Origin of the sequence: Amycolatopsis marina (genome assembly GCF_900111885.1) — a bacterium.
Lineage (GTDB): Bacteria > Actinomycetota > Actinomycetes > Mycobacteriales > Pseudonocardiaceae > Amycolatopsis > Amycolatopsis marina.
The window spans coordinates 113,865-138,945 of the sequence record NZ_FOKG01000016.1; the positions used below are offsets into that span (position 1 = coordinate 113,865).

Annotated in this window: 22 protein-coding genes; 3 read left to right on the top strand and 19 right to left on the bottom strand. The window is 64.1% G+C overall.

The genetic code is table 11. The features are described from left to right. Positions 1-23: 23 nt before the first annotated feature. Genes dbpB (BM199_RS24040) through queC form a run of 8 tightly spaced genes read right to left on the bottom strand, consistent with a single transcriptional unit; the run spans position 24 to position 7,075 of the window. On the bottom strand, positions 24-1,226 hold the full coding sequence (gene dbpB, locus BM199_RS24040) for a DGQHR domain-containing protein DpdB (protein ID WP_091675712.1): 1,203 nt from the start codon (positions 1,224-1,226) through the stop codon (positions 24-26). Then, the gene (dpdA, locus tag BM199_RS24045; RefSeq protein WP_091675715.1) at positions 1,223-2,461 is read right to left on the bottom strand and encodes a tRNA-guanine transglycosylase DpdA; all 1,239 of its coding nucleotides are present in this window, start codon (positions 2,459-2,461) and stop codon (positions 1,223-1,225) included. Before dpdA ends, dbpB (BM199_RS24040) begins: the two co-directional genes overlap by 4 nt. Further along, the gene (gene dbpB, locus BM199_RS24050) at positions 2,461-3,603 is read right to left on the bottom strand and encodes a DGQHR domain-containing protein DpdB (protein WP_091675717.1); all 1,143 of its coding nucleotides are present in this window, start codon (positions 3,601-3,603) and stop codon (positions 2,461-2,463) included. Before dbpB (BM199_RS24050) ends, dpdA begins: the two co-directional genes overlap by 1 nt. Then, on the bottom strand, positions 3,603-4,556 hold the full coding sequence (locus BM199_RS24055) for a hypothetical protein (protein ID WP_218160421.1): 954 nt from the start codon (positions 4,554-4,556) through the stop codon (positions 3,603-3,605). The genes dbpB (BM199_RS24050) and BM199_RS24055 overlap by 1 nt, the downstream gene beginning before the upstream one ends. Then, positions 4,553-5,365 (bottom strand): GTP cyclohydrolase FolE2, encoded by an 813-nt coding sequence (gene folE2 / locus BM199_RS24060; protein WP_091675720.1) that lies wholly within the window; start codon positions 5,363-5,365, stop codon positions 4,553-4,555. Before folE2 ends, BM199_RS24055 begins: the two co-directional genes overlap by 4 nt. Beyond that, positions 5,365-5,724 (bottom strand): 6-carboxytetrahydropterin synthase QueD, encoded by a 360-nt coding sequence (gene queD / locus BM199_RS24065; RefSeq protein WP_091675723.1) that lies wholly within the window; start codon positions 5,722-5,724, stop codon positions 5,365-5,367. Before queD ends, folE2 begins: the two co-directional genes overlap by 1 nt. Continuing rightward, on the bottom strand, positions 5,724-6,353 hold the full coding sequence (gene queE / locus BM199_RS24070; RefSeq protein ID WP_245788610.1) for a 7-carboxy-7-deazaguanine synthase: 630 nt from the start codon (positions 6,351-6,353) through the stop codon (positions 5,724-5,726). Before queE ends, queD begins: the two co-directional genes overlap by 1 nt. Positions 6,354-6,361: 8 nt before the next feature. Next, positions 6,362-7,075, bottom strand: coding sequence for a 7-cyano-7-deazaguanine synthase QueC (queC, locus tag BM199_RS24075; protein WP_091675728.1), 714 nt, complete (start codon positions 7,073-7,075; stop codon positions 6,362-6,364). A gap of 1,170 nt (positions 7,076-8,245) precedes the next feature. Here queC and BM199_RS33980 point away from each other — a divergent pair. After that, positions 8,246-8,647, top strand: coding sequence for a hypothetical protein (locus tag BM199_RS33980; protein WP_091675730.1), 402 nt, complete (start codon positions 8,246-8,248; stop codon positions 8,645-8,647). 210 nt (positions 8,648-8,857) lie between these two features. On the opposite strand, the gene BM199_RS24085 is transcribed toward BM199_RS33980, so the two are convergent. Next, positions 8,858-10,207, bottom strand: a complete 1,350-nt coding sequence (locus BM199_RS24085) for an alkaline phosphatase PhoX (RefSeq protein WP_091675733.1) — start codon at positions 10,205-10,207, stop codon at positions 8,858-8,860. Between the two features lie 245 nt (positions 10,208-10,452). Between BM199_RS24085 and BM199_RS24090 the strand changes: the two genes are divergently transcribed. Both BM199_RS24090 and BM199_RS24095 read left to right on the top strand, forming a co-directional pair. After that, positions 10,453-12,045, top strand: coding sequence for an alkaline phosphatase D family protein (locus BM199_RS24090; protein WP_091675736.1), 1,593 nt, complete (start codon positions 10,453-10,455; stop codon positions 12,043-12,045). Positions 12,046-12,093: 48 nt separating this feature from the next. Further along, entirely contained in the window at positions 12,094-12,897 is an 804-nt protein-coding gene (locus BM199_RS24095) for an exonuclease/endonuclease/phosphatase family protein (RefSeq protein WP_091675740.1), read from the top strand. Between the two features lie 366 nt (positions 12,898-13,263). On the opposite strand, the gene BM199_RS24100 is transcribed toward BM199_RS24095, so the two are convergent. The 10 genes from BM199_RS24100 to BM199_RS24150 all read right to left on the bottom strand — a co-directional run bounded on the left by BM199_RS24100 (position 13,264) and on the right by BM199_RS24150 (position 24,845). Beyond that, the gene (locus tag BM199_RS24100; protein WP_091675742.1) at positions 13,264-13,497 is read right to left on the bottom strand and encodes a biotin/lipoyl-containing protein; all 234 of its coding nucleotides are present in this window, start codon (positions 13,495-13,497) and stop codon (positions 13,264-13,266) included. Then, complete coding sequence (locus BM199_RS24105) at positions 13,494-14,528, bottom strand: alpha-ketoacid dehydrogenase subunit beta (RefSeq protein WP_091675745.1); 1,035 nt, start codon at positions 14,526-14,528, stop codon at positions 13,494-13,496. The genes BM199_RS24100 and BM199_RS24105 overlap by 4 nt, the downstream gene beginning before the upstream one ends. A gap of 10 nt (positions 14,529-14,538) precedes the next feature. Further along, positions 14,539-15,513: a thiamine pyrophosphate-dependent dehydrogenase E1 component subunit alpha gene (locus BM199_RS24110; RefSeq protein WP_091675747.1), complete on the bottom strand. Its 975-nt coding sequence runs from the start codon at positions 15,511-15,513 to the stop codon at positions 14,539-14,541. An 81-nt stretch (positions 15,514-15,594) separates the two neighbouring features. Further along, complete coding sequence (locus BM199_RS24115) at positions 15,595-16,332, bottom strand: IclR family transcriptional regulator (RefSeq protein ID WP_091675750.1); 738 nt, start codon at positions 16,330-16,332, stop codon at positions 15,595-15,597. Positions 16,333-16,590: 258 nt separating this feature from the next. Then, the gene (locus BM199_RS34650) at positions 16,591-18,312 is read right to left on the bottom strand and encodes a glycoside hydrolase family 3 protein (RefSeq protein WP_245788611.1); all 1,722 of its coding nucleotides are present in this window, start codon (positions 18,310-18,312) and stop codon (positions 16,591-16,593) included. A 52-nt stretch (positions 18,313-18,364) separates the two neighbouring features. Continuing rightward, on the bottom strand, positions 18,365-18,535 hold the full coding sequence (locus BM199_RS34655; protein WP_245788613.1) for a hypothetical protein: 171 nt from the start codon (positions 18,533-18,535) through the stop codon (positions 18,365-18,367). Between the two features lie 211 nt (positions 18,536-18,746). Beyond that, positions 18,747-20,132, bottom strand: coding sequence for a glycoside hydrolase family 28 protein (locus tag BM199_RS24135; protein WP_245788615.1), 1,386 nt, complete (start codon positions 20,130-20,132; stop codon positions 18,747-18,749). Positions 20,133-20,397: 265 nt separating this feature from the next. Then, positions 20,398-21,837 carry a glycoside hydrolase family 28 protein gene (locus BM199_RS24140; RefSeq protein ID WP_091675755.1) on the bottom strand — a complete coding sequence of 480 codons (1,440 nt, stop codon included), beginning with the start codon at positions 21,835-21,837 and terminating at the stop codon, positions 20,398-20,400. Positions 21,838-21,909: 72 nt separating this feature from the next. Then, positions 21,910-23,331 (bottom strand): glycoside hydrolase family 28 protein, encoded by a 1,422-nt coding sequence (locus BM199_RS24145; RefSeq protein ID WP_091675758.1) that lies wholly within the window; start codon positions 23,329-23,331, stop codon positions 21,910-21,912. Between the two features lie 56 nt (positions 23,332-23,387). After that, positions 23,388-24,845 carry a glycoside hydrolase family 28 protein gene (locus BM199_RS24150; protein WP_218160422.1) on the bottom strand — a complete coding sequence of 486 codons (1,458 nt, stop codon included), beginning with the start codon at positions 24,843-24,845 and terminating at the stop codon, positions 23,388-23,390. Between the last annotated feature and the right edge of the window lie 236 nt (positions 24,846-25,081).

Here is a 25,081-nt window from a genome sequence, read left to right on the forward strand (position 1 = left end):
GCAACACAGTGGGACCTGGCTGGCTACGCCGACCTGCTCCGGTTCCGGCGAGCCCGGCCCCGCCCGCTCGCTTGCTGTGTTCTGGCACGGTATCTGCTCAGGAGGTAATCCGTGAGGCGTTTGACATCCTTGGCGGTGTTTTGGATGTCGTTCCATTTACGGACATTATCATCGGCGAAGTGCCACGCTCCCTCGGTCCAGGCACAGTCATCCTTGATCGTCTTCAGTTCGGCGGCGAAGTCCTCGGGGGCGGGAAGGTTCTCAGGCAAACGACGGGCGATCTCGTCCATCAGGAACCCCATGGCCACGATGCCAGCGCCGTGCAGCAGCCGCGAGTCGCGCGGCCGCTTCTTGTTCCATGCTTCGCTGAACACCTCGGCGACGGCTGTCCAAAAGTGGGATACGAACGTCGTCATGAACCCGACATTGGGAAGGTCGTTGTCGCCACGGAACTTATAGAGCGCACCGTCGCTGAGGCTGTTCTCCAGCATCCGCAGGATGGAGTTGTCCTTGATCACCCCACTGGGGTTGGTCGGGGTTTGTATCCGTCGGTATAGCGGTGAGCCGATGTCGAAGTTCAGCCGTTCGAGAAGTGTCGCAGGCAGTTGGCGGACCATGAGCGGCGTCGGCAGCGTTCCGACAGTGCCGGGCAGCAACTCGTGGATCAGGCCCTTCGGCAAGGCTTTGGTGGAGTTGACCAAGATGAACTGCGAGCGCTGATCGCTGGGTTCATCGGTGATGAAGCCGCTCACACAGATTGGGAACGACTCCCTGCGTGCGTCCCGGATGGCGGCGGATCGCTGCTGTCCGTCGACGATGAAACCTGGCTTGTCAACGTCGTCGAGCGTGGGGGCAATCGGAATGACGAGGTGACCCTGCATCGCATAGCCGACGGATGCGTCACCGTTGTCGCCACGCTCGAATCGTACGCGCTGGTCGAACGCGATCACGATCGCGTTTGGCAGCATGGGACTGTCGTCGGTATCGATGTAACGGCGGATGGCTGCGATGTGGGCAAGGTTCTCGGGGCGCTGGTAGCCGTGTAGTTCCGTGTTCGAGTTGCGACGTACACGGGAGACCGTGGCTATCTCGGGGATCAGTTTGCCGTCGATGCCGAACGTATACAGGCGGCGACCGGGTCCTTGTTGGATCTCCAGCGCGGGCAACCGGAGTTCGGTGACCTCCCCTGTTGCGGTCTCCTGTACGGCGGTCTTGGCGCGCGTCACGTGTCTTCCCTTCCGAGTTCCTGCCGAAGCTGTTGTTCGAAGACGTAGAGGTTGTGAAAGCCGCGGCGTTTGTTACGTTCCGAACCGCGGAACAGAATGACTTCGACACCGACCGTTCGGCAGATCGTGCAGGGGCACTGCCGCCATGGACGGTCGATGAGGGTCGTTCGATATTGCTCGGTGCGGTCGACTTTGCCGTTCCAGAGCAGACTGTAGTCGTGCAGGGCTTGGAGCACCGACTCGACATCGATCTCCTCGCGGTCGTAGCGACGCAATAACTCCAGAGCCGCGCGTTCCAGTTTGATTGCTTGGCCTTGGTCGACCTCGCCAGCTTGGATGCGGTTCTTGAGTTTGGTGTTGCCGCCGACTTGCGGTACACGCACGGCCACATAGGTGCGGTTGGGCGCATAGTAGTTGTCGCGCTCGTCCTTGAAGGCCTGCCGGAACGGCGAAGTGCTGTCGAAGCTCGTCACTCCGTGGCTGGCGAAGGCTCGTACATCGTCACACCGGCTGATCCCCAGCAGATGCAGTTGCGTGTTGGCGTACCGGACGTCGTCGATCGCGCGCAAGCAGTTGAGGATGTCCCGGGTCCTGAGCGGCACCATTCCGCCGAGTGCGATGCGACGATACCCAATCTGTTGGAGCTTGGTCACCGCGTCGGCATACGAGGTAGGACTCCAGCCTTGTGCGACCCCGACCGGGGTGAAGTCGACCCGTCGCGTACGGCACCGGGCCTTGAACTCGGCGGCCAACTCCAGCGTAATGTCTTGGCGTCGCACCCACTCCTCGGCACGGCTGTCCTCGCGCGGAATCGCCTGGTCATAGTCGAAGATCAGATGGTCGACGGAGATGCCGAAGTCGAATCCGCAGCCGTCGTAGAAGTCAATGACCTCATCGACGGTGTAGGGCGGGTAGGCCTCGGCGTGGTAGGAGAATGCGCCGCAATCACCCATGATGGTCAGTTGATCGGCCCCGTTGTATAGACGGAAGAACGCTTCCGCACCTTCACTGTAGAGCCGTTGCCGCTGCGCGCTCGTGTACTTGCCGGTCGTCGACCGGGCGGTGCCATCCACAATGGTCTTCGACACCAGCACCCCGTCATAGGGCGCGGGCGCCAGCACTTCGTGGGCATAACGGTCGTCGCGTTGACGCACCCGCCGCGGATCACGCTCCTCCGTAATGAAGTCGAAGCTGGGATCGACCTGATCTTGGCTGTCCGGGAAGAAGAACTTCATTACAGCTCCGCCCGGGCGTTGAGGTACAGGCGGATGAGGTAGTTCGACAACTCCTGGATGTGCCGGTTGACGTTCTCGATCTCGTTCCACCGCATCCCGATGCCGTCCCACACGCCCGACGTCCAGTGGCAATGCGACGCGATCAATTCGAGGTGCTTGCGGATGAGTTCCGGTGCGTCGGGCTTGCGGGGAGGAACGGTCGCGAGAATGTGATCCATCAACCGGCCCATTGCACGGATGCCGGCGCCGTGCATGAGGCGGCTGCGCTTGGCTGGCTTGCCCCACGCCTCGGGGAACGTGTCGCGGACCGCCGCCCAGTAGGTGGTCAGCGCGTGCACGATGCCGTCGAAGTCGGTCTCGTTGCGGGTGACGTCGCGATACGGGTAGAGGCAGCCAGATGAGTTGGAGAGGCTTTCCTGGATCATGGCGACTACTCCGGTGTCGGTGATGACCGCCTTGGAATTCCGCTCCTTCGGTGTGGATGACCGCTTTATCATGCCGTACAGAGGCGATTTCTCATCGGTGTTGAGGACGTCGCACAACGCCGACGGTGCCTTGCGCAGCGCCAGGCGTGGCGGCAGGGGACTGTCGACTTCAGGGAGCAGTTCGGTGACCAAGCCACGCGGTAAGGGTCGCGTGTTGTTGACCCGGATGAACTGGTCGCGCTGAAGGTTGACCGAGTCCGCCACGAACGCGGTGACAGCAACCGGAAAGTCGCGCCGTTTCACCCGCGACAAGGCGAGCGCACGCTGCTGACCATCGACAATCCACGCTGGCTTCGGGCCTCCCGAGGGCGGCAGCGGAATGGTCACCGTTCCCGTGATCCCGAGTTCGTCTCCCGGCATACGGTTGCCGCGGATGGCTTGAAACTGGACCCGCGACGACAGCGCCATGATGATCGGGTTGGGAAAGACCGGCGAGTCGCTGTCGAGATAGTCCACGATCTCCTTGATGTGGTTGCGTACCTCGGGACGCTGATAGCCGATCAACGTGCCGGCCTCGTCCCGGCTGACGCGGGAAATGTCTGCGATCTGGAGGATCTCCTCTGCCTTCAGCGTGAACACGTACAGCGGGAACTCCTCGGTCTGAGCCAAGCAGAGCGCGCGCCTCCGCAGCAACTGCGCGCCCTTCCCCACACCCATCAGGCCAACACCGCCCGACTGACCGCGTTCTCATAGAGACGTTTGAACCGAGACTGTTCGCACGACATACCGTCATCACGCAAACTTCGCAGCAAGACGGTGGCGCTCGGCCGACCATGGCTGGCCCGGCGCCGGATGTACTCGCGCACCTCCTCGTCCGACAGCCGCACTCCCGGTTTCCGGCTCCCATCGGCCGGCGCAGCCTCGGCGGCCTGCTGTGCAATCTCCCGCAAGCGCTTCCGGCTCGTCACATCACCGCCAGCGCGTGCCATCAAATACGTCGCGGCCTTGGCGTGCAAGGCGTGCAGACTACCCCCCACCATCGGGCGCAACCGCGCGGTGACCGGAACAAGGAGATCCTCAAGATCGCTACGCAGCCGCGGCGGTCCGATAACGGCAAACCGATCGGGATCGGATAATTTCGCGGCCGCCGCGCGAAGGTCCTCGGCGCAAGCCCGCAGATATGCCTCAGACATGACGGCGACAATCGATGCCTCCGGATCTCGCCGGGCGAGCTCAACAAACGATCGGGGTTGACCCCTCATCGGGCCCGGCCAGTCGGCCAGCCGCTGCCACCACCGCTGCAACTCACCAACTCCGCGTCCGACCGAATCCGGCGTTCCGGCTGAGAAGGTTGCCGCGTACGGGTGCAGCAAAGTGTCCACGCTGACCAGGCCGTACCCTGCCGAGCACACCCACAACTGCGCCGAATCACCAACTACCGACGGAAGACCAGCCGCGGCCCGCCAGTGCTCGCCGCCATACAGGTCGCGCGCGGCGATGGCTGGCTCGTCGGCGCTGAGTCGTCGCGTCCATGCGGCAAACCGGGGGCCAGGCTGGCGGTCGCGCAGGTCCCCAAGGCGTAGGTGCTCAGGAACAGGCACCTGTTTGCGGTTCGTGCAGGTCACCACGATGTGCACTGTTGACGGCGAAGCTTTCCCCGTGGCAGTCATGAGGCGCTCCCATTCTTTGGTTGGGCCGCATTCGTCCATGGGATCTGCGCGTAGGCGTTGTGGTTGTGAATGCTCTCGTCGTTGACTACGCGCACCTTGTAACTGGCGATTCGCGCGTCACTGTGCAGCGCGCCAGCAGCATCGCGAGCGATGTCTTCCACGAAGACCGGGTTGTCGTAGCCAGCCATCGTGACGTGCCGCTCATCGGGCCGTTTCAGCAGTGCGTAAACCGGTGAGGATCCTGCGGCTTCAGCCACGTCGATCAGGTCGTCGAACCACAGATCTCCACACAGATCGCGCGGGCGCGCGTGGATAGTGACCCAACCGCGCTGATTGTGGGCGCCGCGATCGCTGATCGCCTTGCTGCACGGACAAACGCTGGTAACCGGAACCCGGACTTGTTCAATCAGGTCCTGGCCGTCGGCTTCAGCGGAGATGCTGAGCGTGCAGGCGTAGTCCATGAACGCGACACTGCCAGTAACCGGTGCACGTCGCTCCAAGAAATACGGAAACGTGAGTGAAGCCCGGGCGATCGCGCTGCCCATCCGCCGACGCAAGTCATCAACCATGGCCAGCGCCGTGTCCGGGCCAAGTTGGTCACGCCATGTGTGCAGGACGTCGACGAACCTGCTCAGATGTGCACCCTTGACATCGGCGTCGAGGCTAACCGACATGGTGACGCTGGCAACGACCTCCCGCTTACCGCCCTGACCATCAGCGACCAACAGCGGGTACCGCAACTCGTCGATACCAACCTCGTTGAGGGCGACACCCCGGAAGTCGGGTTCAGCCTGAACGTCCTTCAGCATTAGTCCTCCTCGCCCCGGTACACACATCCAGAGGTGCACGTCTCTCGGACAATCACCTGGGACAGCGGCAACGCGTCGATCAGTCGTTGCCAGATCCAGCGCGCCAGCACCTCGCTGGTCGGGTTATCCAACCCCGGCACCTCGTTCAGGTAGTGATGATCGAGTTGTTCCATCAGGGGCACGATCGCGGCCTTGACGTCGGCGAAATCCATCACCCAACCCGATTCCGTGCCGACCTCGCCGGCGACATGAACCGTTACACGATACGAATGGCCATGGAGCCGGGCGCACTTGTGTCCCTCCGGCACGTGCGGCAGCCGATGCGCTGCTTCAAACGTGAACTCACGGAAAATCTCCATTAGCGGATCCCGATGAACTTGTGGTTCTGCACGCTCAGTCGCCACTGCGGATGTTCAAGGCAATACTCGATCGCCCGCTTCGTATACTCCTCCAGGTGGGGGCCATCCATCGGCTGCAGTAGCAACGATGGAAAGTCCAACTCCTCATAGCCCGCCGGGTCGGCGCCTTCCTGCGGAAACACCAGCTTCAGTTCGTCGCCCGCTGTGAGCACCAACTCGGTGTTGGCCTTCGGGCTGACACAGATCCAGTCCAGCCCCTTCGGGGCAGGCTTCGTGCCATTGGTCTCAACAGCCACCTCGAACCCCGCATCATGCAAGCCGTTGACCAGTTCGCCATCGACCTGCAGCAAAGGCTCACCCCCGGTGCACACAACAAACGGCTTCGCGCGCGGATGGGCATCACCCTGCCAGGTCGTCGTGATTGCCTGCACCAGGTCGGCCGACGTTCGGAACGCGCCCCCTCCGGGCCCGTCCGTCCCGACAAAGTCGGTATCGCAGAACTGGCAGATCGCCGACGCCCGACTCGACTCTCGTCCGCTCCAGAGATTGCAGGCCGCAAACCGGCAGAAAACCGCCGGTCGACCAGCATGGGACCCCTCACCCTGAAGGGTGTAGAAGATCTCCTTCACCTGGTACGTCATCGCGCTGCGCCCGCCGAAGTTGCTAATGCCGGGTCCGTCAACCCGACCTCAGCGAAACCCCTGCTCCGTAACAAGCACGAGTCGCATGAACCGCATGCTCGACCATCCTCCGTCGGGTCATAGCAGCTGTGGGTAAGCGCATAATCCACTCCCAACGCGAGCCCGCGCTCGATCGTCTGTCCCTTCGTCAACTCGATCAGCGGGGTGTGGATCCGCAACTGCTGTCGACCCTCGACCCCCGCCTTCGTCGCCAGGTTCGCCATCGTCTCGTACGCAGAGATGTACTCCGCTCGGCAATCCGGGTAGCCGCTATAATCCAGTGCGTTCACCCCGATGAACACATCGCTGGCCTCCAGCGTCTCTGCCCACGCCAACGCGAACGACAAGAAAATCGTGTTGCGGGCCGGCACATAGGTTACCGGGATCTCCGAAATGTCCAGGTCTTCCACCCGATCGTGATGCGGCACTGCGATGTCCGCAGTCAGCGCCGACCCACCAAACAGGCGCAGATCAATGTCAGCCACGACATGAGCCGCTGCGCCCCCTGCTTCGGCCACACGCCCCGCCGCCGCCAACTCGACCTCGTGGCGCTGCCCGTACCTAAAGCTCAACGCGTAGCACTCGTAACCCTCGGCCCGGGCGATCGCCAGAACCGTCGCCGAGTCCAAGCCGCCGCTCAGCAGGACCACTGCCTTCCGCTTCGTGTTCACTCCACTACCACCTCCGAAATCAGAACTGGGTCGCTGCCGGGACGGACGTTCTACCGAAACTTCACGAGCCGATCAAGCCGAGATGTCGCAGTTACTGCCGTCCAGTTGGCGACCAAACTACACGACTGTGATTCAACCATCGGACACCGACACCGCCCTAGGAGGACGGCAGCTGGTCATGCCGAGGCAGTTGGCGCCTCAACGTCGTCGTCCAGCAGTGAGACGAGAACTCCCCGAGAGAGCCAGGCGACGATCTCGACCACTTGATGATCTTGAAATCAGCTTCCTGACCTGGAGAAACGTTTAGCGCTGACGCCGAACCGGATCCAGCCAAGGGTCCGAACCCTACACTGGGTTGTCCTCGAACGATCGTGAGCTAACCGCAGCCTGTAAGAGCGTCGTGCGCGGCAGACTGCTCTCCGGCAACCCGGCATTTCAGACAGCGTTGCAGGGGTATGGCGCGGTGACTAGTTCGTATCGTGGGCCCCTGACCGTCCTACTTCGAGGTCGGTGACGTCGGCCGACTGGCCGGATCGTTGGTCTACGCGGCCGACCGAACCCTTTCCTAGCTGGCAACTCGGCGCGCCTTCACCGCGCGGTCACCGGTAGATGCCGACGGTGTCGACCTTGAGCCACTTCTCGGAGCGCGCAATAGTTAGGAGTGGCGGCGCCGGGGTGACGGGGATTCCGCATGAACGTGTTCGGCGGAGAAGGTCGCAGTTGCTGCGGGCCTCGAACCTCGAGAAGTGTGCGGATAGCTTCGTTGGCGGGTGCCACGGCGGCGGGCAGCGTCTCGAGTCGCCAGTGGGCGCTGACGCGCAGAGCAGCATCCATGACCCCGCGCCACCGAACGTTGGGCAGTTCGGCGAACACAGACTTGAACCGGCGCAGTGCAGCGGCGGCGGCTAACTGTCAGTCACTCTCGACCAGAGCTACCCCATGGCTTACGACTGAAAGTGAGTCTCGACGGATGATGCACCTTCCATCGACGACTGCTAACGTTGCACGTCAGAGCGTCCTCCTGACGCTCCTGCCTCAAAGAATGCCAATCCGTCCAGTGTGCGTTCGAGTCGCACCGGGGGCACAGCGCCTGACCAGGCGTTATAACCGAATAGAGATCAACTCAGTTGATCGTTGGGTGCGGCCGTGGGTACGAGTACATTCACGGCCATGACTGCTGCGCGGTCCGAGGGCCGTTCCCGTGGCCGCATCGAGCCCCACGGCAAGGGCCTCCGCGTGGTGGTCTACGCGGGCACGGCCCCCGTGACGGGAAGACGCTCGTATCTCCGCGAGAAGATCGACGGCACGGACAAGGCCGCGTGCAAGCGTGCGGAGAAGACGCTGAACAAGCTGCTCACGCAGGTGGACCAGCAGCGCGCCACCACGTCGTCGGTCTCGCTGTCGCACACCCTGACGAGTGGACGTCCGCCGGTCGTCGTCGACGGCCCGGACGGGGTGCGCCGAAAAATCAGGGAACTCGTCCGCGCCGGTGCCGAAGTCATCCGAGGTGCGTTCGATCGAGCATGGCCGAGCGCGGGACCCAACTTGTCCCTGCGCTCAGCGCCTCGGTGAACGAATCCGTGTTGTGTATCAGGATGAAGATGTCGTGCAACCCAACGACTCGGCCATGAAGTCCGTCCTGTCTGGACCACAGGTCACGGCAGCGCCTCTGTCGTGACCGCCACTGCCGAACAGCGGCACCAGCCGCACCGGTCACGCCCCCACGGTTCCCTGACCGTACTCCGCGGGGGCGTGACAACAGCTCGGGGACCCCGGCGAAGCCTAGAGGGCGCCCTTTTCCCATGGCCCTGTCACGGCGTAGGTGACACCGGGACTTTGCACGTTGAAGAAGAGGATCTTCCCGTCGGAGCTGAACGTGGCACCGGCGAGCTCGCTCGTGTTGGAGCTGTTCAACGCAGCGACGTCGAATATCTGCCCTCGGTTGGTGACACCGCGTAGCAAGTCACGGCCGCCCCCGTCCTCACAGAGCACCAGTCCGCCGGTGTTGGGCGAAACGCAAATGTTGTCCGGGCTCTGCAACAGATCGGGATCCGTCGACTCGTACACCAGCACCAGCTGGCCACCGGAGTTACCTCGTGGACGGTACTCCCAGACCTGGCCGAGGCCCGCGTCGCCGCCGCTGGTCGAGTTGATGAAGATGGAGCCGTTCGCGTACCACGCACCCTCCAACCGGGCGAACGTCGCACCGCCGGCGTCTCGTCCCTGGTAGAAAACTGCCAGCGAGTCACTGCTGTCGGGATCGGGATCGGCGATGTCCACCCACTCGACCGGCAGTGTCCGCCCGACATGCTGACCGATTCGCGTGTCGTAACGAGGTCGGTCCTTGATCGCCAGCATTTGCAGGCGCCCACCGGCACCGAGATCGTCCCGGTCGTTCGGCAGGAATCGGTAGAAGCCGGAGCTGCCTCGGTCCTCCGTCTCGTACACGATTCCGGTGGCCGGATCGACAGCCACCGCCTCGTGCACGAAGCGGCCCATCTGCTTGTACGGAACGGGGTCGACCGGGCCGTCGGCGTCTGCGGGAACTTCGAACACGTACCCGTGCGGCGTGGGCTGGTTCAGACCGGTGAAGGTTTCCTCACACGTGAGCCAGGTGCCCGAGGGGGTGGGCCCGCCCGCGCAGTTGCGAATCGTTCCGCTCAGGCTCGGATGGGTGTTGACCAGCGCCATCTCCTTCGGATCGAAGACCATGGTCGTGGTACCGCCCGCGGCAAGGGGGTCATAGCTGGGGGTGGTGAAGGCCGGTCCTTCGCTCTGCTCGTGGTTGCGGACCAGCCGGATCATGCCGTCGTCACCGTCGAAGGCGGCCATGCCGTCATGCCGACCCGGGGTCGGTGTGCCGTCGCTCATCGGGGTCCCGGTGTGTCCGAATGCGACGTAGGTGAATCCCGCCGGGAGCAGGAGTTCACCGCCCGGTGCGGGCTGCAGCGGCCCGTAGCCGCCGTTGTCGGCCGCCTGCTCCGGACGGGCCTGTGCCCGGCCTGCCGGTGCGGCCTGGGCAGTGTGCCCCATCAACCCCAGGAACGCCGAGGCCGCTCCGGCCGCCGCACTGCCCCGGAGAAACGCGCGTCGCCCGACCCCGTCGCCGGTCTCCGCCTGCGGTTTCGTCATTGGGGAACCACTCCTCTGCTCGCTGAAACGTACAGCGCACACCTAAGCCCTCCGGCATGAATGCCGGCGCAGCACTCGGTGAACTGCGTGCGTCGCCGGTGTCACGATGTGATCAGGTCGACCACCCGTACGAGTGATCCAAACGTTCACTCATTGGTGGTTGGAGAGTCACGATCAGTGTGGCTTGATGGGTCACGTCCCCTACTCGGTGGGACAGCTGTGATTTCCACGAGAAAGGTGCCCACATGTCAGACCCGGTCGGTTCGTCGTCGTCTTCCGGGTCGGTATCCCGCCGCCGGGTGCTGCTGGGCGGTGCGGCCGGAGTGGCCGCACTCGGCGCGTCGTCGGCGCTGGGTTCCCTTCCGGTGTGGGCGAGCGATCCGATCCGGCAACAGGTGCCGACCGGTCCGTTCAGCCTGGGAGTGGCTTCGGGTGATCCACTCCCCGATGGTGTCGTGCTGTGGACCCGGCTTGCGCCGAACCCGCTCGCCGAGGACGGCCGGGGTGGGATGCCGGATCGACCGGTCCCGGTCCAGTGGCAGGTAGCCGAGGACGAGCACTTCCGTCGTGTCGTCGCCGCAGGCAGCGAGCTCACCCTGCCGGAAGAAGCGCACTCCGCGCACGTCGAGTTGACCGGGCTGCGCCCGGGCGCCGAGTACTTCTACCGCTTCCGTACCGAATCGGACCTCAGCCCCGTCGGTCGCACCAAGACAGCACCGGCAGTGAATTCCCGGCTGGACCGCTTCGCCTTCGCCTTCGCCAGTTGCCAGAACTACCCGTCCGGGTTCTTCAACGCCTATGCCCACATGGCAGAGGAGGACCTCGACCTGGTGGCCTTCCTGGGCGACTACATCTACGAAGGCGGCGCTCAGGGCGAACTGGGCCGGGGGCACTACCCCGTCGGAGAGATCCGGTCCCTGTCCGACTACCGGCTTCGGCACGCCCAGTACAAGTCCGACACGGACCTGCAGGCCGCGCACGCCGCATTCCCTTGGGCGGTCGTGTTCGACGATCACGAGGTGGAGAACAACTGGGCCGACGAGATCTCACAGCGAGACGGCGAGCCGGACTCCGACCCACAGGTGTTCCGTCAACGCCGGGCGCGTGCCTTCCAGGCCTACTACGAGCACATGCCGCTGCGCCGCACGCAGCGCCCCAACGGCCCGGACGTACAGATTTACCGCCGCCTCACATTCGGCGACCTCATGGACTTCTACCTGCTCGACACCCGGCAGTACCGCAGTGACCAGGTGGGTGACGCCCGGCGGACCGACCCGTCGCGCACCATTCTCGGCGACGAGCAGAAGTCCTGGCTACGTCAGGCGGTGGCAGGCCCGACAGCCAGGTGGAACGTCCTCGCGCAGCAGGTGTTCTTCTCCCAGCGCGATTTCGTCGCAGGACCGGAAACCAACTTCAGCAACGACGCCTGGGACGGATACTTCGTCGAGCGCAACGAGGTGCGCGACCACCTCGCCGCCTCGGGAACCTCCAACCCGGTCGTGCTCACCGGCGACGTACACGCCAGCTACGTCTGCGACGTCAAGGCGGACTTCAACGATCCCGCCTCGGCCACCGTGGCCACCGAACTTGTCGGCACCTCGATCACCAGTGGGGGCGATGGCCAGGACCAAAGGTCCGGTGACCCGGTCCAGTTGCAGGAGAACCCGCACATCAAGTTCATCAACCGAAAGCGGGGATACGTCCGCAACATCGTCACTCCTACCGAGTGGACCGCGGACTTCCGCATCGTCGACTACGTGACTCGCACCGGAGCACCGATTCGTAACCGCGCCACTTTCGTCATCGAAAACGGCCGGCCTGGCGCACAACCCGCATAACGCGGATGTGAGCCTGCCCTTTCCTACTTGCCGCAAAAGGACTCAACGATGAAGAAGCTTTTCGTTCTGCTGATGGCGGGGTTGATCGCCGTGCTGACTAGTTGGGGGCCTGCCGGGGCTGTAGATCTCCCGGAACACAGCGGCGGACCGTACAGCCTCATGCAGATGAACCTGTGCCTCTCCGGGCTGGCAGGCTGCTACGGCGACACCGAGTACCCCAAGGTGGTCGACGAAACGGTTACGCAGATCCAGGCCAACGAACCGAACGCAGTCACGCTCAACGAGGCATGCAGCGGCGACGCCGAGAACATCGCGGCAAGAACCGGCTACCACCTCCGGTTCGCGACCGTGATCTACAACGGTGCGCCGCTGCCGTGCGTCGCCCCCGGGGAGCGCGGGGTTTTCGGGAACGCGGTACTGACCAAGGAGCAGATCACGGACTCGACGGACCAGGCGTTCCTGGCCCAGTCCGGGCGGGAAGAACGGCGCTGGCTCTGCGTGAGCACGGCACGCGGCCTCGTCGTCTGCGGCGCACACCTGAGCACACGCGGATCGGCAGAGGCTCGTGCGGCGAACGACGGCCAGTGTGCGGAACTGACGCGGATCCTGGCCTCGCGATCGGCGAGGGCCGCGACAATCTTCGCCGGCGACGTCAACCGTCAGGGCAGCTGCGCTCCCGAAGACATGTGGACACTGACCGACGCGACCGCGGAACAAGCGCCGGGAATCCAGCACGGATACGGAACCGCAGCGGACTTCCGTGGTCCCCGGACCGAGATCGAGCCTGCGAAGTACACCGACCACGACTTTCTGGTGCTCCACAGCCGGCTTGTTCCGCCGCACGCTCGCTGACTCCAGGCCGCAGTACCGCCCAACACCATCTCGTGAACCTCGTTCGGTACGCCTATCCCGAGGCTTCGGTCGGCTTCGAAACAGGACCTCGCTGATGGTAGGAAACGCGCGACCGCGTGCCACAACGTGTCCAGCGGAACCTGGCCGACAATTGCGATAGTGATGGCGTGCCGTCGTCCAGGACAACGGTCGTCGGACGGTCGGCGAACTCCCCCGACGCACGAACCGCCTCGGCCTCGGCGAGTCCCCGGATTCCCTTGCCTCGAAGGCGGAAGCGAGCTCCGCACCGGCAAACGGCTCGTCGGCCGACACCAGCCGATCGGTTGACCGGCGCTCGTTACGGCCAGCCCACGCGCAGTGCGCGCGCTAGTCGATCCGGGCGATGACGTTGCCCTGCCGCAGCACATCACCCTCCTTCACCAGCAACCGCACCACTCCCGATGCCGGGGCCGGCACCTCTAGATCGACCTTGTCGACCGCGACCTCGGCGAGCAGATCCCCCTCGGATACCTGCTCGCCGTCGGCCACGAACCAGGTCGCCACTGTGCCTTCGGCGTCCGGGTCCTTCGCGGAGACCGCCGGGAACGCGACCTCCGTCATGCGTCGACCAGTCGGCGCACGCCGTCGCGGATGCGGTCGGCCGTGGGAAGCACGGCGTACTCGAGCGATCGTGCATAGGGAATGGGCACGTCCGGCACGCACACCCGTACCGGCGGCGCCTTCAGCAGCCCAGGGTCGCGCTCGACCACCCTGGTGATGACCTCGCCCGACAGGCCGAAGGACAGGTAGTCCTCATCGACCACCAGCAATCGACCGGTGTGTCCCACCGACTCGAGAATGGTGTCGGTGTCCAGGGGCACGAGACTGCGCAGATCGATGACCTCGCAGTCGATGCCGTCGGCAGCCATCTCGTCGGCGACGTCGAGCGCGCGATGCACTGACAGTGAGAGGGTCACGATCGTCGCGTCCCGGCCCGGGCGAACCACGTTCGCCTTGCCGATCGGCACCTGGTAGTCCTCCTCCGGCACAGGTGCCAGGGAACGCGGATTCTTCGCCATCCACGGCAAACCCATGACTCCCTTGTGGAACATGTAGACCACCGGGTTGTCATCGCGAATCGCCGATACCATCAGTCCCTTGGCGTCGGCGGGCGTACTCGGCACGACCACCTTCATCCCTGGCAGGTGGGCGAAGGTGCCCCACAGGCACTGCGAGTGCTGCGCTCCGTCGGAGTATCCACCGCCCACCGCTGTCGAAATCACCATCGGCACATTCACGTTGCCGCCGGACTCGAAATGAATCTTGGCCATGTGATTGTAAATCTGATCCATGCAAACCCCGAAGAAGTCGACGAACATCAGTTCGACGATCGGGCGCATGCCCTCGACAGCCGCACCGATCGCGGCGCCAATGAACGCGGTCTCGGAAATCGGTGTGTCGATAACCCGCTCCGGCCCGAACCGCTCCAGCAGGCCCGTGGTGGAACTGAAGATGCCGCCATAGGCGCCGACATCCTCGCCGAGGACGAACACGTCGGGGTCCCGGTCCATCTCCTGCGCGATCCCCTCGACCATGGCCTTGGCCGTGGTGAGCTTGCGACGTGATGGCGCTGGTGCTTCTGTGACGGTCATGGCAGGCTCCTTACGCGAACACGTACTCGGTGGCTGACTCCGGCGTTGGTTCCGCGCTGCTACGCGCGAAGGCGATCGCGTCCTCGACGCGTTGCTCCGCGTCCTGCCTGGCCGCGCGCACGTCGTCGTCGCCGATCACACCCTCCCGGCGCAACTGCTGCTCGTAAGTCGGGATCGGATCGCGCCCGGGCACACCTTCCAGATCGGTTCGGTAGGCCTGGGCGTCTCCCTCGAAGTGGCCCCACAGGCGCAGCGTGTGCACCTCGATCAGGCTCGGCCCTTCACCGGCCCTCGCACGGGCCACGGCACGGCCCGCTGCCTCGTGCACCGCCTCCACCGAGTTTTCCTCGACCCGCTCCCCCGGCATGTCGTAGCCGGCAGCACGCACCGCATTCGACGTGACGCAAGTGGAGGCACTGCGCGGCACCGAGATGCCCCAGTCGTTGTCCTCCACGACGAACACGACCGGCAACTTCCACAGCGAAGCCAGATTGAGCGATTCGTGAAAGCCGCCCTGGTTGGCCGCTCCCTCTCCGGTGACCGCGACGGCGATCCGGTCCGTGCCGCGCCTTCGGAACGCGAGTGCCTGTCCCACCGCGGGCGGGTAGCCTTCGGCGATGATCCCGGAACACGAGAAGTGAGTGTCTGGATCGAACAAGTGCATGTGCCCGCCCCGCCCCCTACCGAGGCCGTCGACTCGGCCGAAGATCTCCGCGGTCATCTTCCGCATGTCCATTCCGTGCGCGATGGCCAGATGGTGCGGACGATGTGACGCGGTCACCGCGTCATCGGTGGTCAGGTGCGCACAGACCCCGGCCGCTACCGGCTCCTGCCCCGCGGACAGATGCATCTCGCCGGGGATGGCCCCGGCACCGATGTCGAACACCGGCTGCTTGTCGGCGTGATACTCGCGCAGAATCGCTTCCTCGAAGGTGCGGATGAGCACCATCATCCGGTACATATCCTGTCGTGCCTGTGCGTCCATGACACCTCCTGCTCGCAGAGGTTCACTCTCCAGCCGGAGAGTTCGCAGGACAACGGCACGGTTTTCAGATGGTGATAAGACTCAGGCGGACAACACCAGCGCGCGTGCCACCCGGTCGGCGGCGCGCTTGAGGGCATCTGTGCCCACCGAGGCGTAGCGGCGGGCGGGCATCGAGATCGCGACCGCGCCGAGCATCCCCGGAGCGTGCACGGGTGCGGCGACACAGGCCGTGCCGAGCAGGTACTCCTCACGCTCGGCCGCCACGCCCCCGGTGGTGCTCAGCCGTTGCTCGAACAGCCGGCGGTCGGTCACCGTATGCGGCGTCAGGTCGACGAGACGATGACGTGACAGGTAGTCGTCCCGGCGGGGGCGGTCGAGGCAAGCGAGGATGCACTTGCCGAAAGCGGTAGCGTGCCCTGCCTCGTGCACACCCACCCACAGGTCCACCCGGGGGGTGCGGGGTCCATCGGCGACGTCGACCAGTTCGATCTCGCCCTCGTTGTAGAGGGAAAGGTAGGCAGCACCGCGCAGTTCGTCTCGCAGTGCTGCCAGCGCCGGCCTGGCTCTGGTGACCGCGGCGAGCCGCGGGTCTCGCCTGCCGAGCGCGTCCACCCTGTCACCAAGCACATAGCCGTCGTCGAGTTTGCGCAGGTAGTCCTCGTGGACGAGTGTGCGCAGCAGGTGATACGTGGTTGGCAACGGTAGCCCGAGGGCGCGCGCCAGCACTTTGGCCGTGGCGGGGCGATCGCTCGCACCGACGGCGTCCAACAGGTGCAGCGCTCGCCGCACCGATCCGATCAGCGTTGGGACATCGCTCACCCGGCACCTCCCGACTTCGCCGTCGCAGGCCGCCCCTAAGCATCCTGTGCCGGTCCGCGCCTGACAAGTGCCCGAACGGTGGGTGGTTCAAGATTGAACGAGGGCTGGCGAGGTAGAAGGCGCCGTCTGGACGGAGCCGGTTCCGGGTATCACCGGACACTCGTGTGAGCACCCCGTCCGCTTCAGAGATCATTCTGGGGCCGCAGGCGAAACCAATTCACCCTACGTGTTCCAGCGGACGAACGACTTGTCGGAGCGTCAGTAGGAGAGGCCTGTTCCGTACGGATAGAGGCCGCCGATGGTGACCGGCAGCCGCCCCTCCGGTGAGGCGTCCCCGACGAGCACATCAGCGAGGCCTGTCAGAACCGTCTCGGGCAGTACGGCATTGACATTGAGGGCGTAGGTCGCGATCGCGGCACCAGCCTGCTCCGTGCCGGCAAGATCGTAGGGAATGCCCAGCGATACCGCGACCACCGGCTTGCCGTTCGCGATCAGCGCGTCGACGAGTTCCTGCTGCTCGGGAGGCATACTGGAAAAGGTGTAGGTGAGCGCGATGGCCACATCAGACTGTCGTGCTCGGTCTGCGGCATCATCGATCGCTTCCGCGCCGGGTCGCCGTGGTGTCTCGGTAGCCGTGACGGACAGTCCGCGCCCGGCCAGGTTCGCGGCTAGTTCCTCCGCTTGCTCCGGCCCCACGACAGCGACGTCGGCGTCGCTGCCGGCGAGTGGAAGCAGGTCATCGTTCTTCACCATGGTGATGCTTCGCTGACCGATCCGCGTGGCCTCGGCCATATGCCGCGCACTGCCGGCAACCTCGTCGGCGCTTCGCGGGTCCGCCCAACGGTCAGTGAACAATCCGTAGTCACATTTGGTGCGCAGGATTCGCAGCACAGACTCATCGATGCGGCTTCCCGGGATTCGGCCGGATATCACCGAGTCGTAGATCGCCTTCGCGGTCACCTCGGCGGTATCGCCTGCGAGGATCACGTCCGCGCCTGCTTCGATCGCCATCACCGCGGCGTCTCCGGTCCCCCACCGTTCACTGATCGCGCGCATCCCCATCCCGTCGGTGATCACCAGTCCGTCGAACCCCATGTCCTGCCGGAGCAGACCCGTAAGTACGTCGTGCGACAGAGTCGCCGGTAGTTCGTCGTCGACGGCTTCCACCACGACATGGGAAGTCATGATCGAGTCGAGCCCGGCGTCGATGGCGTGCTGGAATGGCTTGAGATGCACCTGTTCGAGAGTCTGGCGGTCGAAGGTCACCGTGGGCAGATCCAGGTGCGAGTCGGTGGCGGTGTCGCCGTGCCCGGGAAAGTGCTTGGCCGAGGCCAGCACATTCTCCTCCTGTTGTGCCACGGCATAGGCCGTCACGTGCTCGGCCACGAGGTCCGGATCCTCTCCGAAGGACCGCACGCCGATCACCGGGTTCGCAGGATTTGTGTTCACGTCGGCGACCGGCATGAAATTCCAGTTGACCCCCATCGCCGCCGCCTCGGCCCCCGTGATTTCACCGGCGGTGGCGCTGTCCTCGACGTTCCTCGTCGCGCCGAGTCCCATCGGGTAAGCGATCGGTGTGGCATCAGGAACCTGCTGCTCGGCACCGTTCTCCATGTCCGCGCCGATCAACAGCGGCACACCGGTCCCGGACTCGGCTGCCCAGGACTGCATCTGGTTCGTGTACCGAGCGACATTGTCGGCTGCCCCGCCCCGATTCTGGATGATCCACGAGCCGAATCCCCATTCCTCGATCTGCCTGCGAACCCCGTCGCCGGGCATCGAGCCCCCGCTACTGGGCTGCGACATCACCAGTTGGCCGATTCGGTGCTTCAGGCTCATCTGCGCGAGAGTTGACCGCGCTACCCCCGCACAGGCAGGCACCGGCATGTCGTCGGGAGGCGAGGCGATCGCCGGGGCGGCAACTCCCCCGGCGGTCAGTGCGACGATCGCGAGTGCCGCAACCGAAGATCCGGAACGCATCCTGCCTCCTTGATCCAAAATTTTTGTCTTCACTTCGTAGTAGCGCCACGCCTTAGTCGACGAACATCTCGGTGCATTCCGGGATCTCGCGCTTGCCGTCGCCGTTCGGGTGGACCGCGTTATACCGTCCTGCGCTCTCGCCCGAGGACCAGTATTGGTTCTGGGACCGCAGGAACTCCCGGATCGCCTGCTGGGTCGCGTCGCGCTCCATGTAGCCCTGCATGGTCGAATAGGAGATGTTGGCCGCGTCCCCGAGGGACTGTCCTTTTCCCGCGTCGGCGTGTCGACGAACTGTTCCTGAACCGAGTACAGCGCGGAAAGCTGCACTGTTGCCAACGAATGTGGAACGATGGCGGCCGAGGCCGAGTTCGCCACGAGTAACCGCGCGGCCCGAAACCAGAGCGCCGGACCGCGCGGATGCCCGTCGAGGGCAACTAGTCAGGAACAGTCTGCCAGCTCATCGTCCCGTCGATACGTTCGTTGTTGACCGTGAGATTGTCGAAAACCAGATTCTGTACGTTCTCCATGATCAATGGAGTCTCCGCCTTCTTCACCTCGATGTTTCTCAGCGTCACGTCCTGCAGCGGCTGCGCATCGGGTGCGTGTGCCTCGAAAACTGTGTTCGCGCTCTCCACAATGAAGTCCGAGAACACGATGTCACGGTAAGTGGGCGGGAAGTTGCCGCCCAGTTCACCCGGGTAGTCCAGCTGGAACCAGATCAAATTCTCGAAAGACTCCACGCGCATGTTGCGGACTCGAATGTGCTCCACCGTTCCGCCGCGGTCCAGGTTTCCCTTGAAGCGGATCACCGACGCGCCCGACCGAAGCACGTTGTCGGTGAAAAAGACATACCGGATGTCGCCTGACATTTCACTGCCGAGCGCGATACCGTCCTCGCCACCCATGTCGTTGTCGCGGACCACGACGTTCTCGCTCGGCCTGCCGATCGTGCGTCCATCGAGATCACGCCCCGACTTCACCACGACCGAGTCGTCGCCCGTGCGGAAGACGTTGTCCTCGATCAGCACGTTCGTGCTGGAATCCACGTCCACTCCGTCGTTGTTGGCGTAGTGGCTGTCCACCGTCAGGCCTCGCACCACCGCGTCATCGGTATAGACGAGGTGGTTGATCCAGAAGGGTGAGTTGTTCACGGTGTAGTCGCTGAGCAGGACCCGCTCCGCGCCGAAGAACTGGATCATGCTCGGCCGAAGGAAGTGCCCTTCGCCGAACTGGCGTTCTTCCAGCGGCTCACCGTCGAAGCCCATCTGCCGCAGCGCGAGCTGATCCGGCTCCTGCTTGTCGTGCCAAGTGTGAAACTCGCTGTCCTCATTGCCGTCGATCACGCCCGTTCCGGTAATCGCGACGTCGTGCACGTCGGCCGCGTAGATGAGCGGCGAGTAGCCGTACATCTCCGTTCCCTCCCACCGTGTCCGCACCACCGGCAGGTAGTCGGCAGGGTCTGGGCTGAACAGCAGGTGCGCACCGTCGCTCACGTGCAGGTCGATATTGCTCTCAAGATGGATGGGACCGTTACTCAGCCACGTGCCCGACGGCAGCACGACCCGGCCGCCGCCATCCTCACTTGCCTGCTCGACCGCCGCCATGATCGCCGGCCGGGCGTCGGTCTCGCCATTGCCCACGGCACCGAAATCGGTGACCTGGTAGTTTCTGTCGGGAATGATCGGCGAGTCGATGTCCTTGACTATCTTCGGCACCATCCGCCACATCGGGTCCTGGTGCGGCTTTGGGTCGACGTCCGGGGCACCCTGCGCCACACCGGCGCTGACGCACAATGCCCCCGCCAGTACAGCAGTCAGCACTGCTCGCGATCGTTTGAACAAGTCCGGCTTCATTCCCCGTCCTCTCTTGTCGAAATCCTCGTCGGGACTCGTCGATGGCCACTCGATACACGATCTCCATGCCAATGCCGTCAGAAAGTTTCACCGATAGGTAGTGGCGGTCCCGATATCAGCTCTGGTCATCGTCGACCGTGATTGGTGAGGCCACGTAAGTGCCGTCAGCGGCGAGGACCACCGGCAGGGTCTGGGACAAACCGCAACCGATTGGATCGAATGCCCTGGTGCGCTAGAGAAGTTGTGCCTGGTCGCTGCAACGCGCGCCGTTGACCCGGAAGTTGTGGAAGGTCATGTCCACGTCGGTGATCGTGCTCGGCTGAGCGATGTCGTCGAATGAACAGTTGACGATCCGCAAGTCCTCGATCGGCGACCGGGGGTAGCCGCGCATCGAGAACGCGTTGCGCGCCCGTCTCACGTGCACGTTGCGCAGTTCCACGTTGCGCACCCGTGGCGTCAGCGGGCCGGTGTCCCCCTCACCCCGGTAGAAGTTGCACGAGATGACCTCCTTGGTGAGGTTCGAGATCTCGATGTTCTTGAGGTAGACGTTCTCGGCGAACCCGCCCCGGTGCGAGTTCGTCTTGATGTAGAGGCCGAAGTAGAGGTTCGGGCCGCCGATCGTGCAGTCGCGCACAAAGATGTTGCGGGCACCGCCGGTCATCTCACTACCGATCGTGATGGCGCCGTAGCGCAGGCGCATTCGGCACCGCTCGACGAGGATGTTCTCCGAGGGCACGTTGACACGTAGGCCGTCGGCCTCACGCCCCGATTTGATGACGAGGCAGTCGTCGCCCACATTGAAGTCGCAGCCGCTGACGACGACATCCCGGGACGACTCGATGTCCACCCCGTCGTTGTTCGGCCCGTGGGTGTCGATGCGCAGATCGCGCACCGTGATGTTGCGCGACAGCACCGGGTGCACCTCCCACATCGGCGACCGGTGGATCGTCACCCCTTCGATAAGGACGTTACGGCAGTGGTACGTCTGGATGAAGCTCGAGCGCAGGTAGTGTCCGGGGCCGAACATGCGCTCCTCGACCGGAACACCGTCCCGGGCCATTTGCTGCAACTGTTCCCAGCTCTCGCTGGTCCTGCTGACCCACGACCACCAGTTTTCCTCGGTTGCCTGGCCATCGAGCGTGCCCTTGCCGGTCACCGCGACGTTGGTGCAGCCGTTGGCGTAGATGAGGGGCGAGTAGTTCATGAACTCGATGCCCTCGAAGCGCGTCAGGACGACAGGGAGGTAGTCCTCAGGATCTGTACTGAACAGCAGGGTCGCGCCTTCGGACACGTGCAGGTTCACGTTGCTGCGCAGGTGGATCGCGCCGGTGAGGAACGAGCCCGCCGGAATGACCACCCTGCCGCCGCCGTGACGATGGCAGGCCTCGATCGCCGCCCGGATCGCACCGGTCGCCAGTGTGCTGCCGTCAGGTCTCGCACCGAACTCGGTTATGTCGAAGTCACGTGGGGGGAACTGCGGAGCCTGCACCCGGCGAGCGATTTCCTCGGCATAACGCCATGCGTCGCCTCCGGCACCGGCTCTCGGTCCGCTCGGATCGGCTGTCGTGGACTGAGCGACAGCCGTTCCGGTCGACGTCGACGCGAGCACGCCGCCGGCCAGCGTTCCACCGGCGAGCCGTAAAAAATGCTTTCGATTCAATGGTCCAGCCATGAGCACTCCTTTGGAATCAGACCGTGTTCTGTCCCCGGCCCATCAAGGGCCGGCTCGGTGCTGCGGAAATCGTCAGGAATCGATGCGAATGTCGTTGACCCACACCTGGTCGAGCACCAGGCCCTCGACGTCGCGGACAATGTTGGGCTCCGACATGTTGTCGAAACGGCAGGCGTGTAACCGGATGTCGCGGATCGGGTGTCCGTCGTTGCCGAGCATGTTCAGCGCTCGGGGCGCGTTGGCGGCGGTGAGTTGACTGATGAGAATGCCGTGCAGATTCGGGTGGAAGTCGCCGGTGGTGACGTTGGCGTAGTTGAGCACCATTTCGACGACCGCGTCGGCGGCCTGACCGACGTTGACCTGGTGGATGTAGACGTTCTCGATCGTGCCGCCGCGTTCTGGATTGCTCTTGATGCGAACTGCCCGCTCCAACCTCGGGCTGCTCATCTCACAGCGCCGGACGAACAGGTTCCGGACACCCCCGCTGGTCTCGCTGCCGATCGTCACGCCGCCGTTGCCGTCGGCCATCTCGCAATCGAGCACGACAACGTTCTCGCACGCGACATTCACCCGCCTGCCGTCGGCGTTCTTGCCCGCTTTCAGCGCGACGCAGTCGTCACCGGTGTTTATCACACAGTCCCGGATCACGACATCACTGCACGACTCCGGGTCGATTCCGTCGTTGTTCGGACCGTGCGGACTGTCGATGACGACGGAACGCACCGTCACATTGCGGCTCAGTACCGGGTGCAGATTCCACATTGGAGAATCACGCAGAGTGATCCCCTCGATAAGCACGTTCTCGCACGAGTAGAACTGCACCATGTTCGGCCGCAGGTAATGACCCTCGCCGAACACCCGCTCCGCTACGGGGACACCCGCGTCCGCCATCTCGTTGAGCAGGGTTTTGTCCGGCCCCTCGTTTGGCGGTGGCCCGTTGGTCCAGTTCCACCAGTGCGAGTCGTCAGCACGGCCGTCGATCACCCCGGTGCCGGTGATCGCCACATTGCGCGCTCCGTGTGCGTAGACGAGCGGCGAGTAGTTCCACAGCTCGACACCCTCGTACCGGGTGTGGACCACCGGGAGATATGCGGCGGGGTCTCGGCTGAAGGCAAGCGTGGCTCCGTGGCTGAGGTACAGGTTCGTATTGCTGATGAGATGAACGGCGCCAGTGGCGAACGTTCCCGCGGGAACCACTACTCGCCCGCCTCCTGACCTGCCACATTCGGCGATGGCCGCTCGGATCGCGCCAGTGCAGTCGGTCTCGCCGTCACCGACCGCGCCGAACCTGGTGATGTCGAATTCGCGGTCGGGAAAGACGGGGGGCCGGACCCGGCGGAGGATCGCCGCCGCCTCGTTCCAGGCACGGTCGGCAGATGTTCCCGGCACAGCCGAGGCCGTCGCCTGGGGGGAGTATGCGAGGCTGACCACCCCTGTTGCCGCGGCAAGTCCGGTGGCGGTCAGGAAGTCCCGCCGTCTGATGCTTTCTGGCATGTCGTCGCCTCTCGATTCCGTCACCGCATTCGAAGGTTCGCGGGCCCTGCCGGTCCTCAGTCGCCGTCGCCCTGGGTGATAGTTCCGTCGTAGAGTTCGCCGTTGATCTCGACGTTGTCCAGCTGCAGTCCCTCTACGTGTTCCAGCAGCATGGGCGTCTGGACGTCCTCGAAGGTCGAATTGGTGATTGTGACGTCACTGATCGGGGAGCGTTCATAGCCGCGCAGGTAGAGAGCAAAGGCCCCGCCGACACTGTGCACGTCCTCGATGTGGATTTCGCGAACTGTGGGAGTGAATTCGCCCGCATCACCTTCCTCGTACTGGAAGTTCACGCGGATGACCTCGTCGCCGATCTGTGGGATCTGGTTGCCCCGGAAGTAGATGTGCTCGACGACACCGCCGCGCACGGAGTTCGTCTTGATGCGCAAGGCTCGCTGCAGTTGCGCACTGTCCATCACGTTGTCCTCGGCGAAGACGTTGCGCACGCTCCCGGACATCTCACTGCCGATGGTGACCCCGCCATGGCCGTCCTGCATGTAGTTGTCGTGAATGACGATGTTCTCGCTTGGCGCATTGATCCGGCGGCCGTCCGCGTTACGGCCGGACTTGATGGCGATACAGTCGTCACCGTTGTTGAACCGAGAGTTCTTGATCACGACGTTACGGCTGGACTCCGGATCGACACCGTCGCTGTTAGGACCGTTGGGACTGTCCAGGTTCACCCCGTCGACCGTGACGTTCTCCGACAGCACGGGATGAATCATCCACATCGGAGAGTTGGTGAGGGTCACATCCTTCACCAGGATGTCCGAGCTGTTGTAGAACTGGACGAAGTTGGGCCGCAACTGGCTCTCGGCGCCGAAGTTGCGTTGTTCCACCGGTACGCCGTTCTCGGCCATCTCGAACAACGCGTCGCGGTCCTCGGTCTCGATGACCCCGCCCTGACCGTCTGACTCCTCCTTCCACGGCCACCAGTGGTCCTCGTCAGCCTGCCCGTCAAGCACGCCCTTACCGGTGATCGCGACGTTTTTCACGTCATGGGCGTAGATGAAGGGGGAGTAGTTGTAGAGCTCCACCCCCTCCCAACGAGTCAGCACCGGCGGCAGGTAGTCCGCCGGATCCTGGCTGAACCGGACAGTCGCACCCTCGCTCACGTGCAGTTCGACATCGCTTTGCAGATGAATCGGGCCGGTGAGGTACTCACCCGGTGGAACGACCACCCGTCCGCCCTTACGAGAAGCTGCATCGATAGCGCCGGCGAATGCCCGCGAGCTGTCACGCGTACCGGTCCCATCCGCCCCATAGTCCACGATGTCGAAGGGGCGGCTGGGAATTCCGGGCGGTTTGACCTGCTTGACGATGCGCTCGGCCAGGTCCCATCCAGTGGCCGAGCCATTGTTCGAATGCGGGTGATTCGCAGGACCGGGTACCGCCGACGTACTGGGCACAGAAATCATCAGGCTCCCAGCTGCCACCGCTGCCACAGCGGCGGTCCGGGTCGACAACTTTCGCATATCTTCTCCTCGGCACGCCTACAACAGCGAGCACATACATGGACGGGGGCCTGTTGAACAACTCGTGGAGAGACAGCAGACGGGGCTGTGAGCCCAGTCTCATTAGAAACCGGTTTCTGATGGAAGCTCACGTCCGCGCTCTTGTCAATACCGTTGACTTAGCGTTGCAGCTGCCGCGGCTGCGGTCCTGCTCACGCCACGGTCCCCACGCCATCACTCGGTGGCTGACGAGAAAC